Raw genomic sequence first — 20,036 nt, forward strand, 5'->3', positions numbered from 1 at the left:
GTTTGACTAAAGCCCTAATGGGTAAGGTTTTTTTCGTATCTCGGGGGCATCCTTGCCTTCGACGTATTTCGGCAACTTTGCTGGAGCGGTTTGAAAAACTGGTAGGCGCGGATTCTTGCCGTCGGATTGTTTGCTGTAATTTTCTCCGTCGACCTCAACCAAAAGGTAACAGGAAAAGAGACCACCATATTCACCCAACAAGATCTCGATGGGATAAGAAGTCCCGCGTCTGACATCGATCCACTTCCCGGCGACCATCGGTCGATTCCTGGGGTCAGGCGTCCTGCCAATGGGATCACGCTGCAAACTTGAAAATGCAGCCAGCGGCCTCTCCAAACTGGCATCGAGAACGACCTTCCTGTCGAACCGAACCACGAGGATATTATCACCCTGCCCTGCAAAACGGATCCTTCCCGAAATCGAGGAAACGACTTCGCCCTCGTAATGGGCGATCCAGTAAATGGGTTTAATTTCATCCTTCACCCCAAAAGCCTCCGGAGCAGCTTCCGCCTGAACCAGAGGGATAAAGAATTGCCGGGAATATAATTCCGTATCGGCCCGATAAAATTCCTCCAATAGTGATTCATTCCAACCGCGAGCAAACTCGTTCAAAATTTCGAAATACTTGCGCGTGGAAAAATCCACGGGGGCCCCGTTCTTATCCATCTTTGTATCATAGAGACGACCTACCAAAGCACCACTTATTGCCCTTTGACTTCCGAATAAACCGAGATCCAAGGCCATTTCCCTAACTCCAGAAAGCCCACCACCAAAGCCACCTCCTCCACGGCCGTAGACGGAAACGCTGTCCACGTTGACATCTATATCCAACTCAGGGATATCCAGATCGGAAGGATTATTGACTACGATCGCAGGTGGACGCGGGGGTGGTGTCGATTGATTACGCTGCTGAATATTAACAGTGTATTCCGGTTCTTTTTGTGGGGGTGGCGCAATGGCTGCCGCTTCGAAAACCGTTTCCTCACGCATTGCTTCAGTAACGAACTTAATCGTACCGAAAATTAAAACAGCAACCACATGCAATGCGAGGCTGACAAAGAATACGGTAGCCAAGGCTCTGCGCGATTTTCTTCCAAAGAATTGTTTCATGGCGTTTTTCTGATGAGCGTCAGACTTATCACGGCCGCATTCAGCAAATTCGATTACAGGGCAGGCCCAACAGCCGGGCCAGTTTCTCGATCTTGGGGGCGATGTGCCCGACCCCGATGGCGCAGTGGTGCGAGGGGCCTCCCTGGGACCATTGGTTCAGGAAATCAGTCGCGGAGATGGGGAATTTGTAGCGGCTGTTGGTGTTGCCGATCTGGATGACCGGGCCGGGCACCGACTCGCCTTCGGCGACTTGCAGGATGACGGCACCTTCGCGGTGCTGGACCACGGAAAGCAGCGTGACCGGGCCGTGCTTGACCGTCATCTGGATAGAGAGACCCTTGCCCGGCTTGCCGTGATAGACGGGCACCGGAACCAGACCGACGCGCCCCTCGGCAATGGCAAAGTGGGCCGGGCCATCGTGCCCGAGATAGACGACGTCATCCACAAAATCCGTCAGATAAAACTCAGAGAAGGAACCACCGGCTCCGAAGAGATCCATGATCTTCATCGCCTGCACGTTCTTCACCTCATACTCGCCCGCGATGGGGACGTTCCGACCGGTCAGGAGCGTGTTCCCGGCGATGAGCGAGGTCACGATATTTTCGAATTCGCCCGTGCCCTCATAGTAGTAGGCCATCGAGCCGAGCTTGTGGGTCTCGACCAGGCGGTCCATGGCCACGGAGGTGCGGGCGGCCCGGTCGAGCTCGCTTTGTTCGCACTCGCCGGACACATCGAAGCGCTCCCGAAACTCCTCGATCTTGGCGGCGGCCTCCGCATCAGTCACCGCCTGACGCAGCTGGTTCAGCTCGTCCATTTCCACGATCTCAAAGTGGTTGCCGAAGGCGGCCGACTGCTGCGTCAGATCGGAGTAGACGTCGAGCATGCCGCAGTAGTAGTGCCCGAGCAGACCGACCCGGTTCTGACGCATCCCAGCCGCCACTTTTGCCGCGTCCACCCAGTCCTGAATCTCGCTCCAGGCCGACTCCTGCTCCAGGTAGCCGGTGACGACCTGGTAATCAATACCCGCGCGGTTGAAGACACTGGCCAGCTCCGGCACGCAGCAGGCCTGGCAATGCTCCAGCCAGATTCCGGTCATTTCCCCGCGGTCTCCCCTGGCATTGAAGGCCTCGTAGTCGAGCTGGGCGACCGGCTGCAGGTTGAGCATGACCACCGGCACCCTGGCCTTTTGCACCACTGGCAAGACAGTGGAAGAAAGCGCGTAGGTGGAGATGAAAAGAAAGATCACTTCCACGTCTTCCTCTTTGAACAGTGTGGCCGCAACTACGGCCTTTTCCGCTTGGTCGACCATGCCGGCATCCACCATTTCCAGCCCCATGTCCGCGACCCGATCACGGATCCGGGCATGATAGCCGTTGAGCTTGCCGAGCAAGCCGTCGAATTGCGGCCAGTAGGTATCGAGCCCGATTGAAAATATGCCTGCTTTCATGGTGGTGCGTCTTTCAAGTCTGTTAAATAATCAATGCGTCTGGAATCAGTGCCCGGTGGCCTGGGCTCCGAGTAAGTTGCCCCACCCGATGATGAGGGTGCTGAGAACAAGGGTGAGCAAGCCCGCTGCGATCCAGTAGTGAGTCGCCTTTCGAGTGCCGGCCCACTCCCGCAGCAGAATACCCCAGACAGTGCTGAAAATGATGATGGCGGCCATGTGCAGCGTCCAACTGGAGAACTCATAGGCTCCCATCTGGGTCGTGCCCATGCCGTAGAAGAAGAACTGCAGATACCAAGTCACTCCGGCGATGGCACACCAGAGGTAGTTGAACAACGGGGCGCCGGGCGCCGCGCTGCCGGTTTCCGGAACGGCACCCGCCTCGGCCGCGGCCGCCGCCGAGGCATCGGGCACGGCGTCGGCCAGCGGTTCCGGCTCGCTGCGCCCCTGCCCGCCCCAGTAGAGCGATAAGCTGCCGCGCTTGATCATCAGGCTGCCGCACCAGAGCAAGTTGAAACAAAAGCCCCCCAGCAGGACGGCAATCAGCACCGGGAGATTTTGCCAGAGTGGTCCGATGCCCGCCTCGACGGAGAGCGCCGCGATCGGCTTGCCCGCAGCAAAACCGAAGGCCATGCAAGCGCTCATCACACCAGCCACCAGAGCGACCAGCATGCCTTTGCCGAAATGAAATTCGGCCACCGAGGCCTGCTTCTTTTCGTCGCTCAATTCCCGCTCCTTGCGCAGACCGGCGCGACCGCTCATGGCAATGCCCGCCATGCAGACCGCGACCCCGCCGAGAATGACCTGCCCCGAACCGGAGGTGGCAATCTCGACAATGCTTCCATCGAAGATCGGTGGAATCAGCGTACCGAAAGCGGCGCACATCCCCAAGGCCACCGCATAGCCCAGGGCGATGCCGAGATAGCGCATGGTCAGCCCGAAGGTCAGCCCGCCGATGCCCCAGAGAAAACCGAAGAACCAGGTCCAGAACAAGGACTTGAGCGGTGCCTCGGAGAGCACCTGCCAGCTTCGCGGAGCGAGGAAGAGCGCCGCGACCGCTGGCGCAATCAACCAACTGAACAAACCGCCCATCAGCCAGGCATTTTCCCAGGGCCAGGTCCTCACTTTTCGAAAGGGCAGATAAAAACTTGCGGCGGCGAGTCCGCCGATAGCGTGGAGTAATACGCCCAGAAAAGGCGAGGCTGTCGAGCTGTCCATAATGATGAGGTGACCGCTATAATTTAACAAATCTATATGTTTCAGATCGGGATAGATTTGTAGGTTGAGGCCAATCTAGACCCGTCCTCAAAGCCAATGCAACCCGTCTTAGTAATTGAAATCTATCAAAAATATGCAAAATTCTATCACTAAGCTTTAGCTCCGTTCAATCGACTCCATCCTCATGAACAGACAGAACTACTTCGAATATTTCCCGGCAGGGCCCCATGAAAAGCTGTGGGGCCTGCACGTTTCAGCGGCGGGTTATACCCGGGTCGCACCCGGCGAGCCCTACCCCTCGCGGGAGCACCCCAACACGCGCTACTTCACCTGGGAGAGTGGGCGGGTCTTGGCTGCGCTGCAGCTCATCTTTATCTCCTCCGGTCAGGGGACCTTCGCGGAGACGGAGGCCGAGGCCGAGACGACCGTTTCTGAGGGAGATGTCTTTATCGTGCGGCCGGGCATCTGGCATCGCTACAAACCTGCATCGCAGACCGGTTGGACGGAAAACTGGTTCGAACTGCGGGGCACTTCGGTTGACCGCTGGCTGGCTGGCGGCCTTTTGCAAAAATCGATCTACAGAGTGAGCCCAATCGAGACCTACCGGCAGCGCTTCGACGATTTCCATGAGACGGCCGTCCAGCGCCCGGCCGGCTACCGGCCCACCCTGGCCGGATTGGCCATGGCCTTGCTCGGGCAACTGTCCATCCAGAATCGTTCCTCCACCGAAATCAACAATTCCATTGCCAGGATGGTTGATGCGGCCCGTGAGCAACTACTCAAGGGCGTCCCGGTGGAGACCGTCGCCGCCGGACAGGGAATGAGCTACCCCTGCTTCTATCGCCACTTCAAAAAAGCGACCGGGCTGGCTCCGAAAGAATACGTCAACAAAACGCGGCACGCCCAAGCCGAAACCCTGCTTTCCGGTAGCGGCATGAGCGTCAAGGAGATTGCCATACAGCTGGGCTACAGCTCGCCCAGCCATTTCTCCGCAGACTTCAAAAAACGCGGTGGTCGATCCCCGAAAAAGTGGCTGAAAGATTAGATCATTCTTCACCTACAAAAGCCAACATCTGTAGCTTCGTCCTGAAAAGTCCATCTACCTCAGAAAATTGTCGATCTTCTAACCAAGCAGGTCACTTAGGCAAAAAAAGGGGATCATGCCGGAATGCCCCCTTTTTTTATCCCGTTTGTTTGCCTTGCGCCGTCGTCGCTTTGCTCCCCGGAACCGCATGCAGGGGATCGATCATCCCGCTCAGCGGGACTGCTTACGGTTTACTTGTCACGGCGTAATCCAAAGAAGACGGATCCAACCTGCCAATCCGGCCAATACCGAAGCGAAGCCGACACCCGAAGGCAATATTGTCAATTGCGTCTTCAAGGCACTTTTCTTATTCTCGTGAGTCATTAGCAAGCAGAACAGATCCAAAAGTTTGAAGGGTACATGGCCCGTATTCGGCAGAGACATCCATCGTCATCACACGAAAACGCCGACCGGAGGAACCGGTCGGCGTTTTGGAAATTGGAGTCGGCGCGGGATCCGCGATCAGGCGCGACGGCGGCGCAATAGCAGCAGTGCGCCGCCGAGACCGACGAGCAGGGCTGCGGAGGGTTCCGGAACTGCGGTAAGAGCCAGACCAGTAAAGTAGGCTCCACTGTCGCTCGACCAGTTGATCGTCTCGTAATCCGCGGCGTCGGCAAAATCCATCTTGAATGCAAACTGGACTTGGCGAACATCATCGCCATTTCCATCCTGAACGGGGTTTTGGACAAACTCGTCCATCACCAAATCACTGAGAATACCATCCGTATCCACCATTGTTGCATTCAGAGATATATCTCCTAAGAAATCACCGGTAAATACCCAGACCGTGCCGGACGTAAGACTTGTAATGTCTATGGAGCCGGACCACTTCGGAGTGCTTGACGAATCATTGTATCCGCCTGTGGCAATCGCAGGATCTACACTTGGATCCAGACTTGACGTCCATAGATCGAAACCGCCTCGTGTCCCAAACCCTGGGTCAGCACTGAGAGCACCAATATTTGATGCAGTTCCTTTGTAGCTAGCGGCCGAGAGATCATAATCGACCACCGTGCCGGTCAGGTCCACAACGGTGGCTCCTGTGAAGTCCTTAATATAGGCATCGGAATTGAAGACGGAAACGTCGTATCCAACATACGACCCGTTCGCGTCGAGGGCTCCGCCCGAAGCGCGGCCGGCGAGGACGAAGCTGTCCGTGACAGAGAGGGAAGCGGCATCAACGAAGGATAGACTACTAAGCGCAGCGGTGGCACCTAAGGCGGCGAGTAATGGGTACCTAGTTAATATTTTCATATACGTTATTTTTATATTGAGTTGGTTTGGGATGGGTTGGGTTTAAATTAAAACTAACGTAATGTTTACTTCCACCAAACGTCCCGTCCATGATAAAAAAACAAAGCCACTCGTATCTTTTAGGTCATCTTCCCTTTCCCACCACCGACTCAAAGGTCGGGCCGACGCGATTTTTTTCATAATTTCATAAGCCGTTGGTAAGTCATATAGATGCTAGATTTGAACCTTTCAGGCCTCGATTCTGCCAGAGCCAAGGAACAAAAAAGCCGGGACGAAACTGCCCCGGCTCGCAAAAGATACCTGCATTCAAACTTAGCCACGACGGCGGACCATCACACAAGCCAGACCGAAGCAACTAGCGAGCAGCCCGAAGGCGGACAACTCGGGAACTGCAACCAGTCCTACATTGTCGATGCTGAATTCCACATCGCTGTCCGATTCACCGGTGAAAACCACGGCGTAGTAATCGTATCCGCTGACTCCCAAGTCGACCTCGATACTGACCGAGTCGAAAGTATTGTCGGCGGCAATTCCCAAATCGGTGGCCGCTGCGGTGACCCCATCATTGACGAGGATGATTTCATTTCCGCCCAGCAGAGAGCTTGCGCCGTTGATGAAGACGAGATTGAGGTAGGCGTCATTGCTATTGGCCAGATCGACCTGCGGCGAAGTTTGGCCGTCATTCCACCCGAGCAGGTACACCGCCAGATCATCATTCCCTGCAACTGGAGTCGCCGATATTTTGATGTCGAACTGGAAGTTGAAGAGCCCAGTGTTGGTTTGGTTGTCGAAAACCGACTGGGCCAGTGCGCGTGCTCTCTCTCTATCCGTACCATCGACCGTGTCTGCGCCGAGGTTCGCAGCACCATCAGCAATGACCCAGTTTTCATACTCGACTTCTACGTCGTTGAGCCACTCTCCGGTGCTAGTCTGAAGGGTCTGGGTTCCGTTGCCGTCGTCATCAAAGGAACCGTCGAATCCCGGGTCCACGAAAACCACCGAAGCATGGGCTGACAGTGCGCAAGCAAGAAAAACGGATGTGATAACGGAGAGGAGCTTCATTGAACGATCTTTGAATTTGAATGAAAGAATCATATTATAATGGGGATGTTTACTGATAGAAATTCGCTTTTCGCGGCGTAGCCGCCGGGGTAAGGTAGTTATATATGATTTTATGAGGATAGGGCGGCGATTTAATAAAAATATACGTTAGTATTTACTTCCTTAAAAGTTCCGTCAAAAAAAAATAAAAAAGCCACTCGTATCTTTTTGCTCATCTTCCCTTCCCCACCACCGACTCAAAGGTCGGCCCGACGCGGATTTCGTCGAACTGGCCCTCGCCGCTGAGCACCAGACGGCTGAGCTTGCTCTGGTCGATGTTTTCGGGCGGCTTGAAGTTGCGTCCTCCCTTGTCGGGCAGCACCAGGTCGGGGCCGACGAAGTAGGGCTCGAGGGTGTCGTTCTCGCCGTCCTTGCCCCAGGTGATTTTGATCACGACCAGCGTGGGGTTGTCCTGACGGATACTGGTAATCCGCACCCCTCTCGCCTTGCCGTCGAGAACCATGACCGTCTCATACTCGCGCCTACCAGCGCGCATGCCGACTCCTTGCTGCATGTCTTCGCTGCGCAGGGTCACCGCTCCACCACCCCCCGAGCGATGCTCTTGCCCGGCAATGTCGCTGACAACGAAGACATAGCTCATCCACATCGTGGCGCCGTCTTCGAGCAGGCCGGCCTCCTTAAGGCTTCCGTCGAGCTCGATGTAGGCGCCTCCGCTCCAGCGGTGCGTGGCACAGCGGTTGCCGGTCACGGGCAGCTCCCCGTAAGCGATGCTTTTGGGCAGGGTGGCGGGTGCCCGATCCGATTTTTCCTCTGAACCGATGAAGACGTAGCTGCCCTTGGTGCCGATGGCGCCACTCTTGCCGGTGAGCAAGGGAGCCTCTCCGACCTCTGCAGGGTAGTCGAAGGGTTCGTAGATCAATGCTCCCTTGGGATCGATCGGTCCGCGGTTCACCACCACGGTCGCCGGCGTCGCGTCGCCGGGAGTCGGCTTGACCGCATAGGTCACCTTACCCCGGGCAGGCGCCTCCGTATCCTCAAAGCTGCGTGCATCCGCGGGAATATCGTCCGCAATGAGCTTGTTATCCCGCGCAACGAGAAAGCCATCGTAAGGACCGCGCGCCTCCCAACTGAGCATCACCCCGTCCATGCTGCGGTAGGCTAACAAGTCGGTGGGTGAGGTGTCGCAGGAGGCACTGAGTTCCTGCTTTCCGGAAGGCAGGCTGAGCACCACCTTGTATTCGTTGGCACCCGGCAGGGCTGCGGTGTCGAGGTAGGTGGTTTGGGTCGGGGAAAGATCGGCGCCGAGGCTCTTGCCGTTGCGCAGGATGTCAATGCCCCTGGGCTTCTCGCTGCCGAGTTGCCAGAGCAGTTGGACGCCCTCTTCGGTGCCATGAGCCACCAGGTGGGAGGGCAGCTTGGGCTCGTCGAGCTTTTGCATTTCGGAGGCCATCGCCCGGCCGATATTGAAGTAGCTGCGGGCGTTGCTGTTCCAGTGGTAGTCGACCTTTTCGGTGGGCTTGCCATCCTTGCCGAACTTGAACTGCATCTTGTCGGGACCGTAGGGCTTGTCGGTGTCGACCACGGCCACATTACCGGCGAAGTCGGGATACTTTCCTGTGTCCGCCATCGCGCGCTGGCCGTCCTTGATCGGACTCTCGCCACCGATGTTGCCGCTGGTGGCGATCACGAAGGGCAGCTTGGGAATGCCGAGGCCGTGTTCCTCGCTGCGGATGTCCCGGATAAAGGCTTCCATGTTGGCCTCGTAGCTTTCCGGGACCCCATCACCGTATTGGTCGTTCCATCCCTGGTGCCAGCCGAAGCCGGCGATTTCGACCCCCTGCCCTTCGTAGTCGGGAAAGAAGCTGTCGATGTTTTCAATGACCTGGCGGACCACCTTGAGCAGCTGCTGGTAGTAGTAGCCCTTGTCTTTCGGCGTGAGCGGCTCGGGATACTTGCCCACACTGGGAGGGCTGAAGTCGTAGTTGAGGCTCTTGCCGCCCCAGGCCACCTTGATCAGCAGGACCTGCTCCCCGGTGGCATCGCCGATCACATGACCGAAGCCAAGTTCGGGACCGATCTGGCTGCCCGAGCCACCATAACCCGGCTTCAAGGGACCGTGGCGGAGATCTCCCCAAGGATGGGAATCGTAGTGAATCCAGACGTCATCACGCTCCACCCACTCGCCATCGTCATTGACCAATGACTGAAATTCCTTTTCCGGGGCGTTGTTGACCAGGGAGCGGAGCGAGTTGCCTCCATCCCCTTCGACACTAGCCTTGCCCTGCATGTTGGACTGCCCGGCGAGGATGTAGATTTTGACGGGTTCCCTGGCTTGAAGTGGCGCCGCCATCAACAGCGAGGCCGCCAACAGAGTCAGGCAATGAAGTGATTGGGTGAAGTGTTTTTTCATGATTACGTTCAGTTTCGAGAGATTGAATGAGGCCGGCGAGGATGAGTTCTTAGTCGAGCGGCACGGTGCCGACCATCACGCTGGACAGCGTGGGCCCGATGCGAATTTCATCGGCCGTCTCGGCCGTCACACCATCCACAAAGAGGTACAGCGTATCGAGCGCACTCTGATCAAAGGCTTCTTCCACCACGCAAACCGGGGTTTCCAGCAACATCGGACCATAGATCGGCGCATCATACACACGGTGGATTTCCATCTTGTCGGGATCCGCCCCGCTCTTGCCCCAGGTGAAATGGCCGACAATCATGTGGGGCGCGGTTTTACTAAAACGGAGGTCCTGGGAGCGCGACCAGGGGTTGCGGTTCTCCCCTGTCCTTTCGCCATTGAATGTGGCAAAGATGGTTCGTTTGCGGGCGTCGCCACTGAAACCAATGCTGGTATCGGCTCCACTCAGTGCGAAACTCACCTCGGGCCTCACCATCATCAGGCTGAACCAGAGCTCGCCACCATCATCGAGCAGCTTGTGCTTGGCCAGCACTTGGGGATCCAGCTTGCGGGTCGCACTCCGGTGCCGGTGCCCCACCATGTGACCTCCAGAAGCGGGCAGGCTGGAGTATTGAATCGAGGGAGTCTGGGTGACCTTGTGCGCACTGACCGAAACCTTATAGTGGTCGGAGCCACCCTCCTTGCCCACGATCCACGGGCCGACAAAGCCGAAGGAGCCACCTCCCTCTTTCCCGTCAAGCACACCCGCCGGGTAATTGAAAGGCTCGTAGACCGCAACACCGACATCCTCATCGGACACCTTGAAGCCCAGCTTGCCAGTTGCCGATTTGCCCTGGCCGTCCATAACAATGTATTCGAGATGGTCGAAGCCGTTGAAGCCGAAGTTGGCCGTATAGACCAGAGGCGCATCAATGGCGATGCGGTTCTCAATGTCGCGACCATTGACATCGGTCAGCCGGCCGTGTTCGGGCTGCTTCTTGATGACATAGCCGAGCGCATCACCATCCGGATCCGATCCGGTCAGCGTGAACGTCATCGGCTCCCCGGGCCGCACCTCGCAGTGTCGCTCCACGGCCTGTGGTGGCTGATTGGCGGGCATCTTTCCGGCGGCGTTGTAGAGGTCGACGTGGATGACTTCGCGCACCACGGACAAGCCCAGGGAATCGGTCATCTCGACCTCAAAGGCGTATTTGCCGGGCTTCTTGCCGGTGAAGGTGATCGTCATCGCCTTGGCTCCGGCTGAGGCGTTCGGCGTGAAAGTGACTTCACCCGCCCCATAGAGTTTTCGCCAGGTATAGATGGTTTTTTCCTCATCGCGCACACCATAATTGGTGGCGTCCACCACGATGCGTGTCTTGTCGTCCGGCAGTTTCAGCGCTTCATGCTCCACCTTGACGTCATTGATCACCATCAACTTGTCGACTTCCTCGGGCGCTTCTCCATTCTGGATCACATCGACCAGCTCCCTGACGTCAACGGTATCGATCAGCAACAACTCACCTACCTTATTCATGAGATCGTAGGTCGACCCCATGCCCATCGCAGCTTTTCCGAACTTCTGCGGGACCTTCTTTTTGATCGCCGCGGTGGCATCATGGGTCATGCCCAGAAGCAAGGCTTCCTGGAAGAGATGCTTGGACAGGGCTTGCTGAGCCGCGGGCGGGGCACCCCGGCCGAACATGGAATCCGCCGGGGGTGGCGTCTCGATGTTGTCCACGACGAGATCGGCAACCGCTAATGTCTCTTGCTTGTCGAGCTTATTCAGCATCTGGGCCGATTCCGCGCGCGCCATCCCGGACGGAGTCCTGAGCATGGAGCGAACGGCGGGGATGAGCTTGCTGCGATCCACTCCTTCAAGTCCCGTATCATTGATGATGTCAGCGATAAGTATGGACATCAATGCATGCGACCACTGCAGCGGATCTTCCTCATCGACCGGGAAAGTGGGTCGCTCAATCGCGACAATCGCTTCCATAACGGCATCCAGATGTTCTCTGGCCTCGCTACGATCGAGTGCGCCCAGCACCTTGACGGCGGCAAAGCGGATATATGCCGTGTCGTGCTGTAGAAGCGAGACCATGCCCCTGGCAACCTCCTCGTTCTTCATGGACTTCACCGGACCCTTGGCTTTTTGCTTCACCCTCATCAGCACGGCACAGGAACCGACCCGCGCCAGGATCGGCGCCGACTCATCCAGTACGATGGCCAGCAGCTGATCGATCAGCGCGGCGGCCTCGGATGGATCCGACTTCGCTAGGATCCGCCCGGACAGTTCATTCGCAATCTTATGCCTCATCATGCCCTGAAAGCCTGGGATGGCCGCAATCAACTGAGCATCCGTAGCTTGGGCCGGATCCAATTTTTTGGCCATCAGCAGCTCGCGGAACTCCTCCCGGCTCAACTCAAGCTCCGGATCCCTGTCCCGCCCGGTGATCACGAGCTGCTTGAGGGGCAGCGCATAGGCGAGCATGGCGGTGGCCCAATAGCTGAAATCCTCGTAAGGATTGCTACGTGCGTCGTAGATGCGGCTGTGGTCCCAGCTACGCTTCAAATCGAGGTGCCAGCGGATTTCACGAAATTGCAGGTTGGCCGCCGCGGGGCCAACGACATCGGCACCCAGGGGATGGAACATCTGTCCGAAGAATGGACCTCCATGAGCATAACCGCGCTTCCCGTCGGTTGAGAGCGCAGCCTTTCTGGCAAAGAACTTGGCCTTATCCGCCTGGTCCTTTTCCAGGGAGAGGGCCAGTGCGGGCATCGCGCACTTGCCGTTATAGTCACCAAGACCGTCAATGATACCGTAGGAGTGCTCGCCATAAGGCGGGGTCCCCTTGAAGGCATGATGACCGAAGTAGATTTCCTGGACCCTGTGGGATTTCTCCACAATCTCGCTTTTCACCCCTGCCTCGCGCGCCAGAGACAGTCCGAGATAGCCCAGGGCCGAACTGCAGTTGATCGGCCCATAGCCACCGATCCTCCCGTTACCGCCTGAGGGAAGCTGCTCGCAGAAGTCATGGCCTGTGGTGCCAAACCAGCTCACCCCCCTGGCGTGCCTTTCGGCCAGTTCGACCAGCTTGGGAAAGATGCTCTTGTCCTTGGTCGCCATGTAGTATTCGGCAAGGGAGATCAACTTCGCACCGGAATGCCAGGCGCCATCATCACCGATCTTGATTTCGTGAGCCCATTTTCTGGCGAGTGCCTGATGCTTGTCGTTGTCGGGGTTGGTCGGATCGTTGGCCGCCAGCAGGCAAAGGATGCCAAAACCGACCGAGTCGACTTTTTCCTGCCGGGCCAATGCCGCAATGCCCTTGCGGAGCACGTTCCGGCTTTTGGGGCAATTGTAGGGTGCGGTGGCCGAGTAGCGGCCCAGGTATTCCAGTTGGATGGGCACGGTCCTGGTCTCGCCCTTACGCCAGATCAGCAGATTGAGGATGGCCGGGTTGCGGGCCTCCGCCTCGTTGATCGCATTGGCCATGGGAATCCACACATATTGGCCCAGGGGAAGAAGCGGCACCTCTTTCGCTCCGGTCCCATCTGCGCCCAGAATCACGTCGCCCACTTCCAGCACCCCATCGGCCGGGGAACCTTCCTCGACCTTTTTCACCAGAATCTGACGCACAAACTTGCCTTCCTGTGTGCGCTGCCGCGCGCGCCAAGCGGCGCAATGTAGCCCGACGGGGCCGATCTGGCGCTCATTCTTGCGGGTCAGTTCTCCCCCTTGAGTCAGATCGGGAATGGGCTGCTTCGGACCGTCCTCAGCCCGGGTAGGAAGCAACAGGCTGAACAGGGTGAGTAGAAAAAGGAAACGGGTGATGAATAAGGATTTCACGAGTGATGGATTTCATGGCGATGGGTCGCAACCTTTGGAATGCGACTCCTTGCCGTCTTTTTAGATCGGGTATAATTAAACAGTGTTCCAGATTATCTTCACCCACCATCCCGTATCTTTTCTATCATGTTAGGCGGATTGTACGATACCAACGCTCACCTATTACTGGCAAAACAGGTCGGGACGGCAGCCCTCTGCGCTCCGCGATACTTGCCTAACGTGCCGGACGCATGAGGGCATGACGCCCTACTCTTTTATCAAGTCTTCAATCGATATGAGCCGATCGAGTCAGTCATTGGTATTCGCTGCGACGCTCCTCCCTGCCCCGATCAGTTTTTGTCCTGTATCGCCTTAGCCTCTTGGTGAATCGACGGCGTGCTACCCTGCAGCAGGTTCACGAGCTTGCGCGCCATGGCATCGCCTGTCAGGTAGGCGAACTTCGCCGCACCATGATAATGCGTGGGGTCCTTGCTGGTGGCGCGACCAATGATCCGTTCGGCCTCCCTGTATGCTTCACTCTCTTTGCCGTATGCAGCGGCAACCGATTGCTTCATACCGAGCTCAACGGGAAAGTATTTCAAGGTATTGACCAGATCGACACGCCCCTTCAATTCCGGGTGCTCTGCGGCATGGAGCATGCCGCTGTTGACCTCGCCATTGAAGCTATTGAACGCCCAGGCCTGGTGGCCCAGCAGGCCGCAGATCACCGGCAATTCGGGTGCCTTCACTGCCTGGCGAAAGTCCTTGATGAAGTGGACCAGTTGCTTGCCATAGTCCTCGTTGCCCGCATCGTTCCAGCCTTGAAACCAGACCAGGCCGGCCAGTTCATAACCCACTTCCGGATTATAATCAGGATGGTATTTGCCGGGGTCAGCCAGCACCTCGCGGATGTGACCCAGCGCCCAGCGCAGGCGATCGCCCATGGGCTTGTCGTCGGTCGCCAGTGAGGGCGGACGCCAGTCAGTATGCAAGCTGGTGCCTCCCCAAGCGCATTTGACCAGCAGCACCGGACCATCGACCAGATCCTCGAAACTGATACCGAAGGGATATTCGGGACCAACACGGGACGGGCCTTTACCGTAGCCAATGGTCAACGGGCCGTGAGTCACAGAGCTGTACTGCACCCCTGCATCCTTCACTTTCTTTCCGGCCACCTCGCCGAAAGCCGTGATGTAGGTCCGCTTGGCAATCGGCAGGTTGATGGCATCCTCCAGCAACTTGGCATGCTCCAGGCGGTTCTCCGCCTTCGGCCGGGGACTCCCGGCAAGTTGTTTTTCCAGGGCGAGATAATCCTCCGCTGTTGCTCCGTTGAGAAACAAATCGCGCACGCGCTTGAGATCGCCCGCGATCCCCTCATCGCGCTTGGCGATCAACTGCAGTGCCTTCTCCGGGTGAAGCTTGTTCTCCGGTGACTCGATGTGTTCGGCCATGCGCTTGTAGAGACCCGCTTCCTCCGCCTTTTGATGGAGGAAGATGGTCATGAACTGTCTCGTACCCATGCCTTTGAATTGTTCTTGAAGCTGGGGAGGCGGACCCCATTCGTTTGTGTTCCAATCGTTGTTCTCGAGCGTCTTCCCTTCTTTTTCAGCCCTGCGGCTGAAATTATCATAATACCTCGAGCGCCAGAGCCGTCGCAGTTCACTGCGCTCCTCAATCAGGGCCTTGCCCCTGGCGTTGTACGCCTCTGAGCCCGTGGCAAAACGGATTCCCGACCAGTAGAACTCCTTCCAGTTGAAATAGCGACTCTTCGCAGTCGCCGTCCTGGCGGGCGGAACATACACTGGCTGGGTCAGGTACCAGCCCGTCCCGGGATGGAAGTGGCCCACCATGTTCGACTGCCCCATCAGGAAGACGATCTTCAGTTTTTCCCCCTGACCTGGTGCTTCATTCGCCGAGAGCATTGGGGCCGTCACAAGCAGAGCCAGACAGGCGGGTGAGAGTTTTCGGAATCGTTGAATCACATTTTTTAGCATACTATTATATCATTATTTGTGGAGCCGCCCCGAACAAACCGGAAGGAAGCAAGGTCAATCCGGATTAGGAAAAAAGACGTTGATATTGCCTCACACGGATTCGGATTTTGGGTTTCATTTGCGCCAGCCTTCAGTCGCCCACTTTCACTGGGACTATCAGCCCGTCGTCCGCCGCATCATGCGCTGGGTCAATAACATGGCTCGTGGGATCGGCGACCGGCGCAGCAGCTTTACCAAGGCTGAATTTATAGATGGAGTCACCATTGGTCCGCCGCCTGAAGGATAAAATACTATGATCGGACTTCTTACAGCCTAAGCCGACTGCTCGCGGATCGTGGCGAAGGCCTTGCCCACTTGGTCGATTTCGGTCCACCTGCCCTCGATCTCGATAGGTCCCTGATAGCCGCCCTGGCGAAGTGCCTTGAAATAGGGGCGGAAGTCCTGCCCCTCAATCCCCGGAACGGTGCGCCCCCTGGACTCGGCGATTTCCACCATCTCGACAAGATGTGCATACTTCTGAAAATACTTGGGTGGATCCTGCATACTGGAACTGTGGTAAATATCGGCCAAGGCACGTATGTGCGGATGGTTGACCTCGGTCACAATCTCGCCGACTTCATGGAAGCGGCTAAGATAATTGCATTCCCGCTCCTGCAGGTTCTCGACCGCGACGATCATGCCCTCGTCCCCGGCGATGTCCCCCATCCGTTGAAGCAGAGCGATGAACTGCTCGTCGGCCTGAGCCTTGCTCCAGCCTTCGGGAATCCTGCGTGAGGCACTGCTCCCAAAAATGATGCGCTGGACCCCTGCCCGCTTGGCCCGCTGAAAGGCGGTTTTGGAAAATTTGAGTATATTCTCCATCTTCGCCTCCGGACCAACGGAACGCAGTTCCGGCCCCTTGAGGAAGTTGTTGCAGCTGAGCGCGGGGATGGGTGATTTTTCCAGCTGCCTCAGTTCTTTTTCAAACGCTTCGACCGGCTCTTTGGGCTTGAGGAAACGATCCACACGCAACAAGAGAAACTCGGCACCCTGTTCAGCCACCGCCGCAGCCTTGGCCAAGGGGGCGTTGATCCCGAATTTTGTAAAGAGCGGACCTTTGCTTGCCTTGTTGCCTGCGAGGCTTTGGCAACCGAAGAATGGCAGGCCGAGACCGGCCACCAAGCCGGATTGGATAAATTTTCGTCGTTCGAGAGGATTGTTTGTGGGCTCTTTCATTTTTCAGTTGGGTCGCGGCATCTATTTCGGGCGCGATGGGTTTGTGTGACTTATGAATCAATTGTGGAATCCAGTCATATCCATATGGGGCGGCAAAGGAATTTGCGTTCTACTCACAATAAATTGCTTTTATCAGCTCCTCCCGGACGAGCCGACGCATCGGATTGCAGCTAGAGACACCATCGATACGACCATCGATACAGATTGCCCAATAAAGCCCATGGGTGACTGGATATCCGGGATCGCGTGCCATAATTTACATTTGGTTTCGGGCTTAAAGAAAACGGTAATGTCGCTGTACCTCGGTAGCGTGTCTAGAATTATAAAGATCAACATCTCGTATCTTATGAATCATGTTTCCGAGACGAAAAAATTATACCACTTCGAAGAAGCGCTCATTCGGGATAAAAACTTTGACCGCATGCCTGGCCAAGAGGAGTTCCATCTTGCTGCATGGCAATTTTTTGAATTTCTTGCTCCCGGGTAAGCATTCAAAAAAAACATAAAGCTAAGAGCAGTTCTATCCTACATCATAAACGTGAAGACTTACACGATACCCGAACAGGTGGCCAACCACTTGCGTAACGAAATGGCCAGAGGGCGTTGGCTCAATGAAATGCCGGGCAGAGATGCTTTAGCGAAAAAACTTGGCGTGAGCCCCCGCAGCGTACAGAGCGCCCTCGATATTCTGGAAAAAGAAGGGTCGCTTGTGCCTCAGGGGCAAGGGCGCAGTTGCCTGATCAATCTGAAAAAAAACCGCAAGCGCACCCAAGCCATTCGCATTGCGGTCTTGTACTATTCGAGTCTGGATTTGTCCCTTGAGTATGAACTGCGGCACGAGCTGGAACGATTGGGATATACGGTGACCTTTCCCTCCAAAGGGCTCCATGAACTGGGGATGAAAACGACCCGTATCAAAAAGATAGTCCGGAACGTCGATGCGGATATGTGGATCGTCTACGCTGCTTCAAAAGAAGTACTGCAGTGGTTCCTGGACAATAAAATCAAGGTTTTCGCGATCGCCGGTCGACATGTCGGACTTCCGATAGCTGCAACCGGTCCGGATAAGGCAACTGCTTACAAGCAAACGACTCGGATGCTCATCCAAAAGGGACATCATCGCATCGTCCTTGCCTGTGCACGGCATTTGCGGATTCCAGATCCGTCGAAGCCAACCGCCAGATTCCTTGAAGCACTTCGTGAGGCCGGTATCCCCGGAGGAGAATTCAATCTGCCTGATTGGGATGAAACTCCTGAGGGATTTCAGCGATTGCTGCATTCTCTCTTCAGTGCCACTCCGCCAACAGCGCTCATTCTGGATCAGCCAGTACTATTCCACTCGACCTATTATTTTCTCGGCCAGCGCAATATTAAAGTCCCTCAAGACGTCTCACTCGTTTGTACCGATCCGGATCCGAATTTCACATGGTACAGGCCGAGTGTTGCTCATCTGGACTGGAAGCTTGGGCCCGTTGTCAGGCGTATTGTAAAATGGGTCGATCACGTGACCTCGGGTATCGATGATCGCCGCCAGAGTTATTCCAAAGTCAGATATGTGCCCGGTGAGACAGTACGCGCCCTCAAATAGCGACTGATATTGTTTTGGGCGGAAGTATGTATCTTTTCTTCGAGAAGGGCGCATACGGATAAGACTTCTCAGCCGGTTGCCTTCCAAACTGTCTTCGCACCCGTGCTTTGGTTGAGCGGAAGTTGAATGCTAGCCCGAATGGCACTCGATTAAGCAACGCCGAGAATGGTTTAAACGTTTTATAGGTAACGTTGGAGTCCTGCCTTTAGCCGTTTCAAAGCAAGAGAGAGTCCGCCTAAACGCGGAACTCCAAACCGAACAATTTAACCCATTCCCATTTGGGCTAGAGCATTCTGCGTTTAGGTAGACGTGCTGGCTGGGAGGTCACTGAAGCCAACACACACGACTCTCAGGCAATCCGGGCGCTGGTAGATCCGGCCGATGGAGTGCTTTATGCAGACAGCGCCTACAACAGTTGGCTCATGCTCGATTGTGAGAACTAATAAAAAAAGCCGCTGCGATTGCAGCGGCTTTAAAATGAATAGATCGACTGCCTTAGCGACGACGACGGATGAGCGCCAGACCGGCGAGGCCGATCAGGGCGAAGGTGGAGGCTTCCGGGACGGCTTGAATTTGAAGTGCACTTAAGCCAAGACGAACGTCATCATTGAAGTCCGGGTCGGTAGATTTTCCGCCTACGCCTGTAAAAGAGATCGTTCCTGCTCCATCGGCTACCACATCCTCAAACACAATGTAATTCACACCTTCCTCGAAAGTTGTCCCATTGCGAGTATTGTAACTGCTCAGTAACTGGGTGGTGGCAGATGCTGTGGTGTTGTTCGCCGTCCAGTAACCACCAAGGCGCTCACGCGCTGTGCCATTATCCCGATAAGCCATGATCCAGATGTCGTAAAGGCCGTCTGCAGCCAAGCCACTGATATCGACGTTACGTGTTTCGCCCCGGCCGAAGTCGGTCAGGCTCCCCCTGAAGACACCTAAATCAGAGCTACTACCACCCCGACCCTCTGAGAAATCGGTAAGAACTTGAACCGTCGTACTGGCGCCTGTCGAATCCACCACAGTTCCGGAGGTGTCTTCGTCTGCGTATTGGTTCCAACTGGTGTTGGCACCCCCTGGAGGGCCGAAAAGTTCGGCCTCACTCACGGGGCTTTGAGTGCCACCTGTAAATTGTAAATAATTGATATTAATCAACTGCCCATATGCAACTGGGCTAAAGGCTAAACACGTGAGTAAGGTAGCTAATTTTAGTTTCATGGTTTTTTTTCGTTCGTGTTAAATTTCGGGTATAAATGCAACTAACTGGGTATTATTAAAAAACCTTATTCGCTCATCCATAAAAAAAACAAAAAGTTGGCCGTATCTTTTGGGTCAGGTGGGGTTGCCCGACATTAACCTTCATTTGGCGGTGGCTTGCAGTGCAGAAATATGCTCCGCGCAGCTCAGACCAAGGAGTTTAACACTGGGCATCGAAGTGCCAGCGATCCATGGCTTTGAGGCCCTCCGAGGAGGCAAAGCCGGCATGGGCCACCGCCTCAGGCAGTTTGGCCAGTTGGTCGGTAAATGATCGGCAGTTTATGGATGCCGCCCGCCACAAAAGCCAGGTCGGGGCTCTCTAGCGACCTGTCCTGCATAGCCTGAAAAGCAAAGCATGGGAGCGGTTGTGAAAGAATAAATGAAACGTGTGAAACAGAAATTACCTGCCGAATTCGATGCCACCGACACTCTGGAAGCTATATCCATGCAGAGACCTCAACTCCGTTTACTCCTAGTAGCTCACTACTTGAGACGCCTCGGTATTGTTTCCCCTGCCCGACCACCGACTCAAAGGTGGGGCCGACGCGGATCTCGTCGCAACCTCGAAAGGGGGCAAGCCTCCCTACTG

At 55.9% G+C, this 20,036-nt stretch carries 13 protein-coding genes; 3 read left to right on the plus strand and 10 right to left on the minus strand.

Annotated elements, in window-relative coordinates:
* Positions 1-6: 6 nt before the first annotated feature.
* Genes DDZ13_RS07695 through DDZ13_RS07705 form a run of 3 tightly spaced genes read right to left on the minus strand, consistent with a single transcriptional unit; the run spans position 7 to position 3,772 of the window.
* On the minus strand, positions 7-1,110 hold the full coding sequence (locus DDZ13_RS07695) for a hypothetical protein (RefSeq protein WP_146209296.1): 1,104 nt from the start codon (positions 1,108-1,110) through the stop codon (positions 7-9).
* 40 nt (positions 1,111-1,150) lie between these two features.
* Positions 1,151-2,557, minus strand: a complete 1,407-nt coding sequence (locus DDZ13_RS07700; RefSeq protein ID WP_110130857.1) for an L-fucose/L-arabinose isomerase family protein — start codon at positions 2,555-2,557, stop codon at positions 1,151-1,153.
* Positions 2,558-2,602: 45 nt separating this feature from the next.
* Positions 2,603-3,772 (minus strand): L-rhamnose/proton symporter RhaT, encoded by a 1,170-nt coding sequence (locus DDZ13_RS07705; protein WP_110130858.1) that lies wholly within the window; start codon positions 3,770-3,772, stop codon positions 2,603-2,605.
* 184 nt (positions 3,773-3,956) lie between these two features.
* On the opposite strand from DDZ13_RS07705, the gene DDZ13_RS07710 reads away from it, so the two are divergent.
* Complete coding sequence (locus DDZ13_RS07710; RefSeq protein ID WP_110130859.1) at positions 3,957-4,817, plus strand: AraC family transcriptional regulator; 861 nt, start codon at positions 3,957-3,959, stop codon at positions 4,815-4,817.
* 501 nt (positions 4,818-5,318) lie between these two features.
* Here the strand turns inward: DDZ13_RS07710 and DDZ13_RS07715 are convergent.
* From DDZ13_RS07715 to DDZ13_RS07735, 5 genes are all read right to left on the minus strand, one after another.
* Positions 5,319-6,110 (minus strand): PEP-CTERM sorting domain-containing protein, encoded by a 792-nt coding sequence (locus tag DDZ13_RS07715; RefSeq protein ID WP_110130860.1) that lies wholly within the window; start codon positions 6,108-6,110, stop codon positions 5,319-5,321.
* Between the two features lie 312 nt (positions 6,111-6,422).
* The gene (locus DDZ13_RS07720) at positions 6,423-7,172 is read right to left on the minus strand and encodes a hypothetical protein (protein ID WP_233246118.1); all 750 of its coding nucleotides are present in this window, start codon (positions 7,170-7,172) and stop codon (positions 6,423-6,425) included.
* 211 nt (positions 7,173-7,383) lie between these two features.
* On the minus strand, positions 7,384-9,582 hold the full coding sequence (locus tag DDZ13_RS07725; protein ID WP_110130862.1) for a sialate O-acetylesterase: 2,199 nt from the start codon (positions 9,580-9,582) through the stop codon (positions 7,384-7,386).
* Between the two features lie 49 nt (positions 9,583-9,631).
* The gene (locus DDZ13_RS07730; RefSeq protein ID WP_110130863.1) at positions 9,632-13,417 is read right to left on the minus strand and encodes a DUF6288 domain-containing protein; all 3,786 of its coding nucleotides are present in this window, start codon (positions 13,415-13,417) and stop codon (positions 9,632-9,634) included.
* Positions 13,418-13,746: 329 nt separating this feature from the next.
* Positions 13,747-15,378: a sialate O-acetylesterase gene (locus tag DDZ13_RS07735; RefSeq protein ID WP_158279834.1), complete on the minus strand. Its 1,632-nt coding sequence runs from the start codon at positions 15,376-15,378 to the stop codon at positions 13,747-13,749.
* Positions 15,379-15,469: 91 nt separating this feature from the next.
* Here DDZ13_RS07735 and DDZ13_RS15330 point away from each other — a divergent pair, with 91 nt between their 5' ends.
* A complete protein-coding gene (locus DDZ13_RS15330) occupies positions 15,470-15,676 on the plus strand; it encodes a hypothetical protein (protein WP_233246119.1) in 207 nt (68 codons plus the stop codon).
* A 26-nt stretch (positions 15,677-15,702) separates the two neighbouring features.
* Here DDZ13_RS15330 and DDZ13_RS07740 read toward each other — a convergent pair whose 3' ends face one another.
* Positions 15,703-16,605: a sugar phosphate isomerase/epimerase family protein gene (locus tag DDZ13_RS07740; RefSeq protein ID WP_110130865.1), complete on the minus strand. Its 903-nt coding sequence runs from the start codon at positions 16,603-16,605 to the stop codon at positions 15,703-15,705.
* A gap of 538 nt (positions 16,606-17,143) precedes the next feature.
* Here DDZ13_RS07740 and DDZ13_RS07750 point away from each other — a divergent pair.
* Positions 17,144-18,193: a substrate-binding domain-containing protein gene (locus DDZ13_RS07750; protein ID WP_146209298.1), complete on the plus strand. Its 1,050-nt coding sequence runs from the start codon at positions 17,144-17,146 to the stop codon at positions 18,191-18,193.
* A 495-nt stretch (positions 18,194-18,688) separates the two neighbouring features.
* Here DDZ13_RS07750 and DDZ13_RS07755 read toward each other — a convergent pair whose 3' ends face one another.
* Positions 18,689-19,297 (minus strand): PEP-CTERM sorting domain-containing protein, encoded by a 609-nt coding sequence (locus tag DDZ13_RS07755; protein WP_110130868.1) that lies wholly within the window; start codon positions 19,295-19,297, stop codon positions 18,689-18,691.
* Positions 19,298-20,036 lie beyond the last annotated feature (739 nt).

It is taken from the genome of Coraliomargarita sinensis (assembly GCF_003185655.1).
Classification (GTDB): Bacteria; Verrucomicrobiota; Verrucomicrobiia; order Opitutales; family Coraliomargaritaceae; genus Coraliomargarita_B; species Coraliomargarita_B sinensis.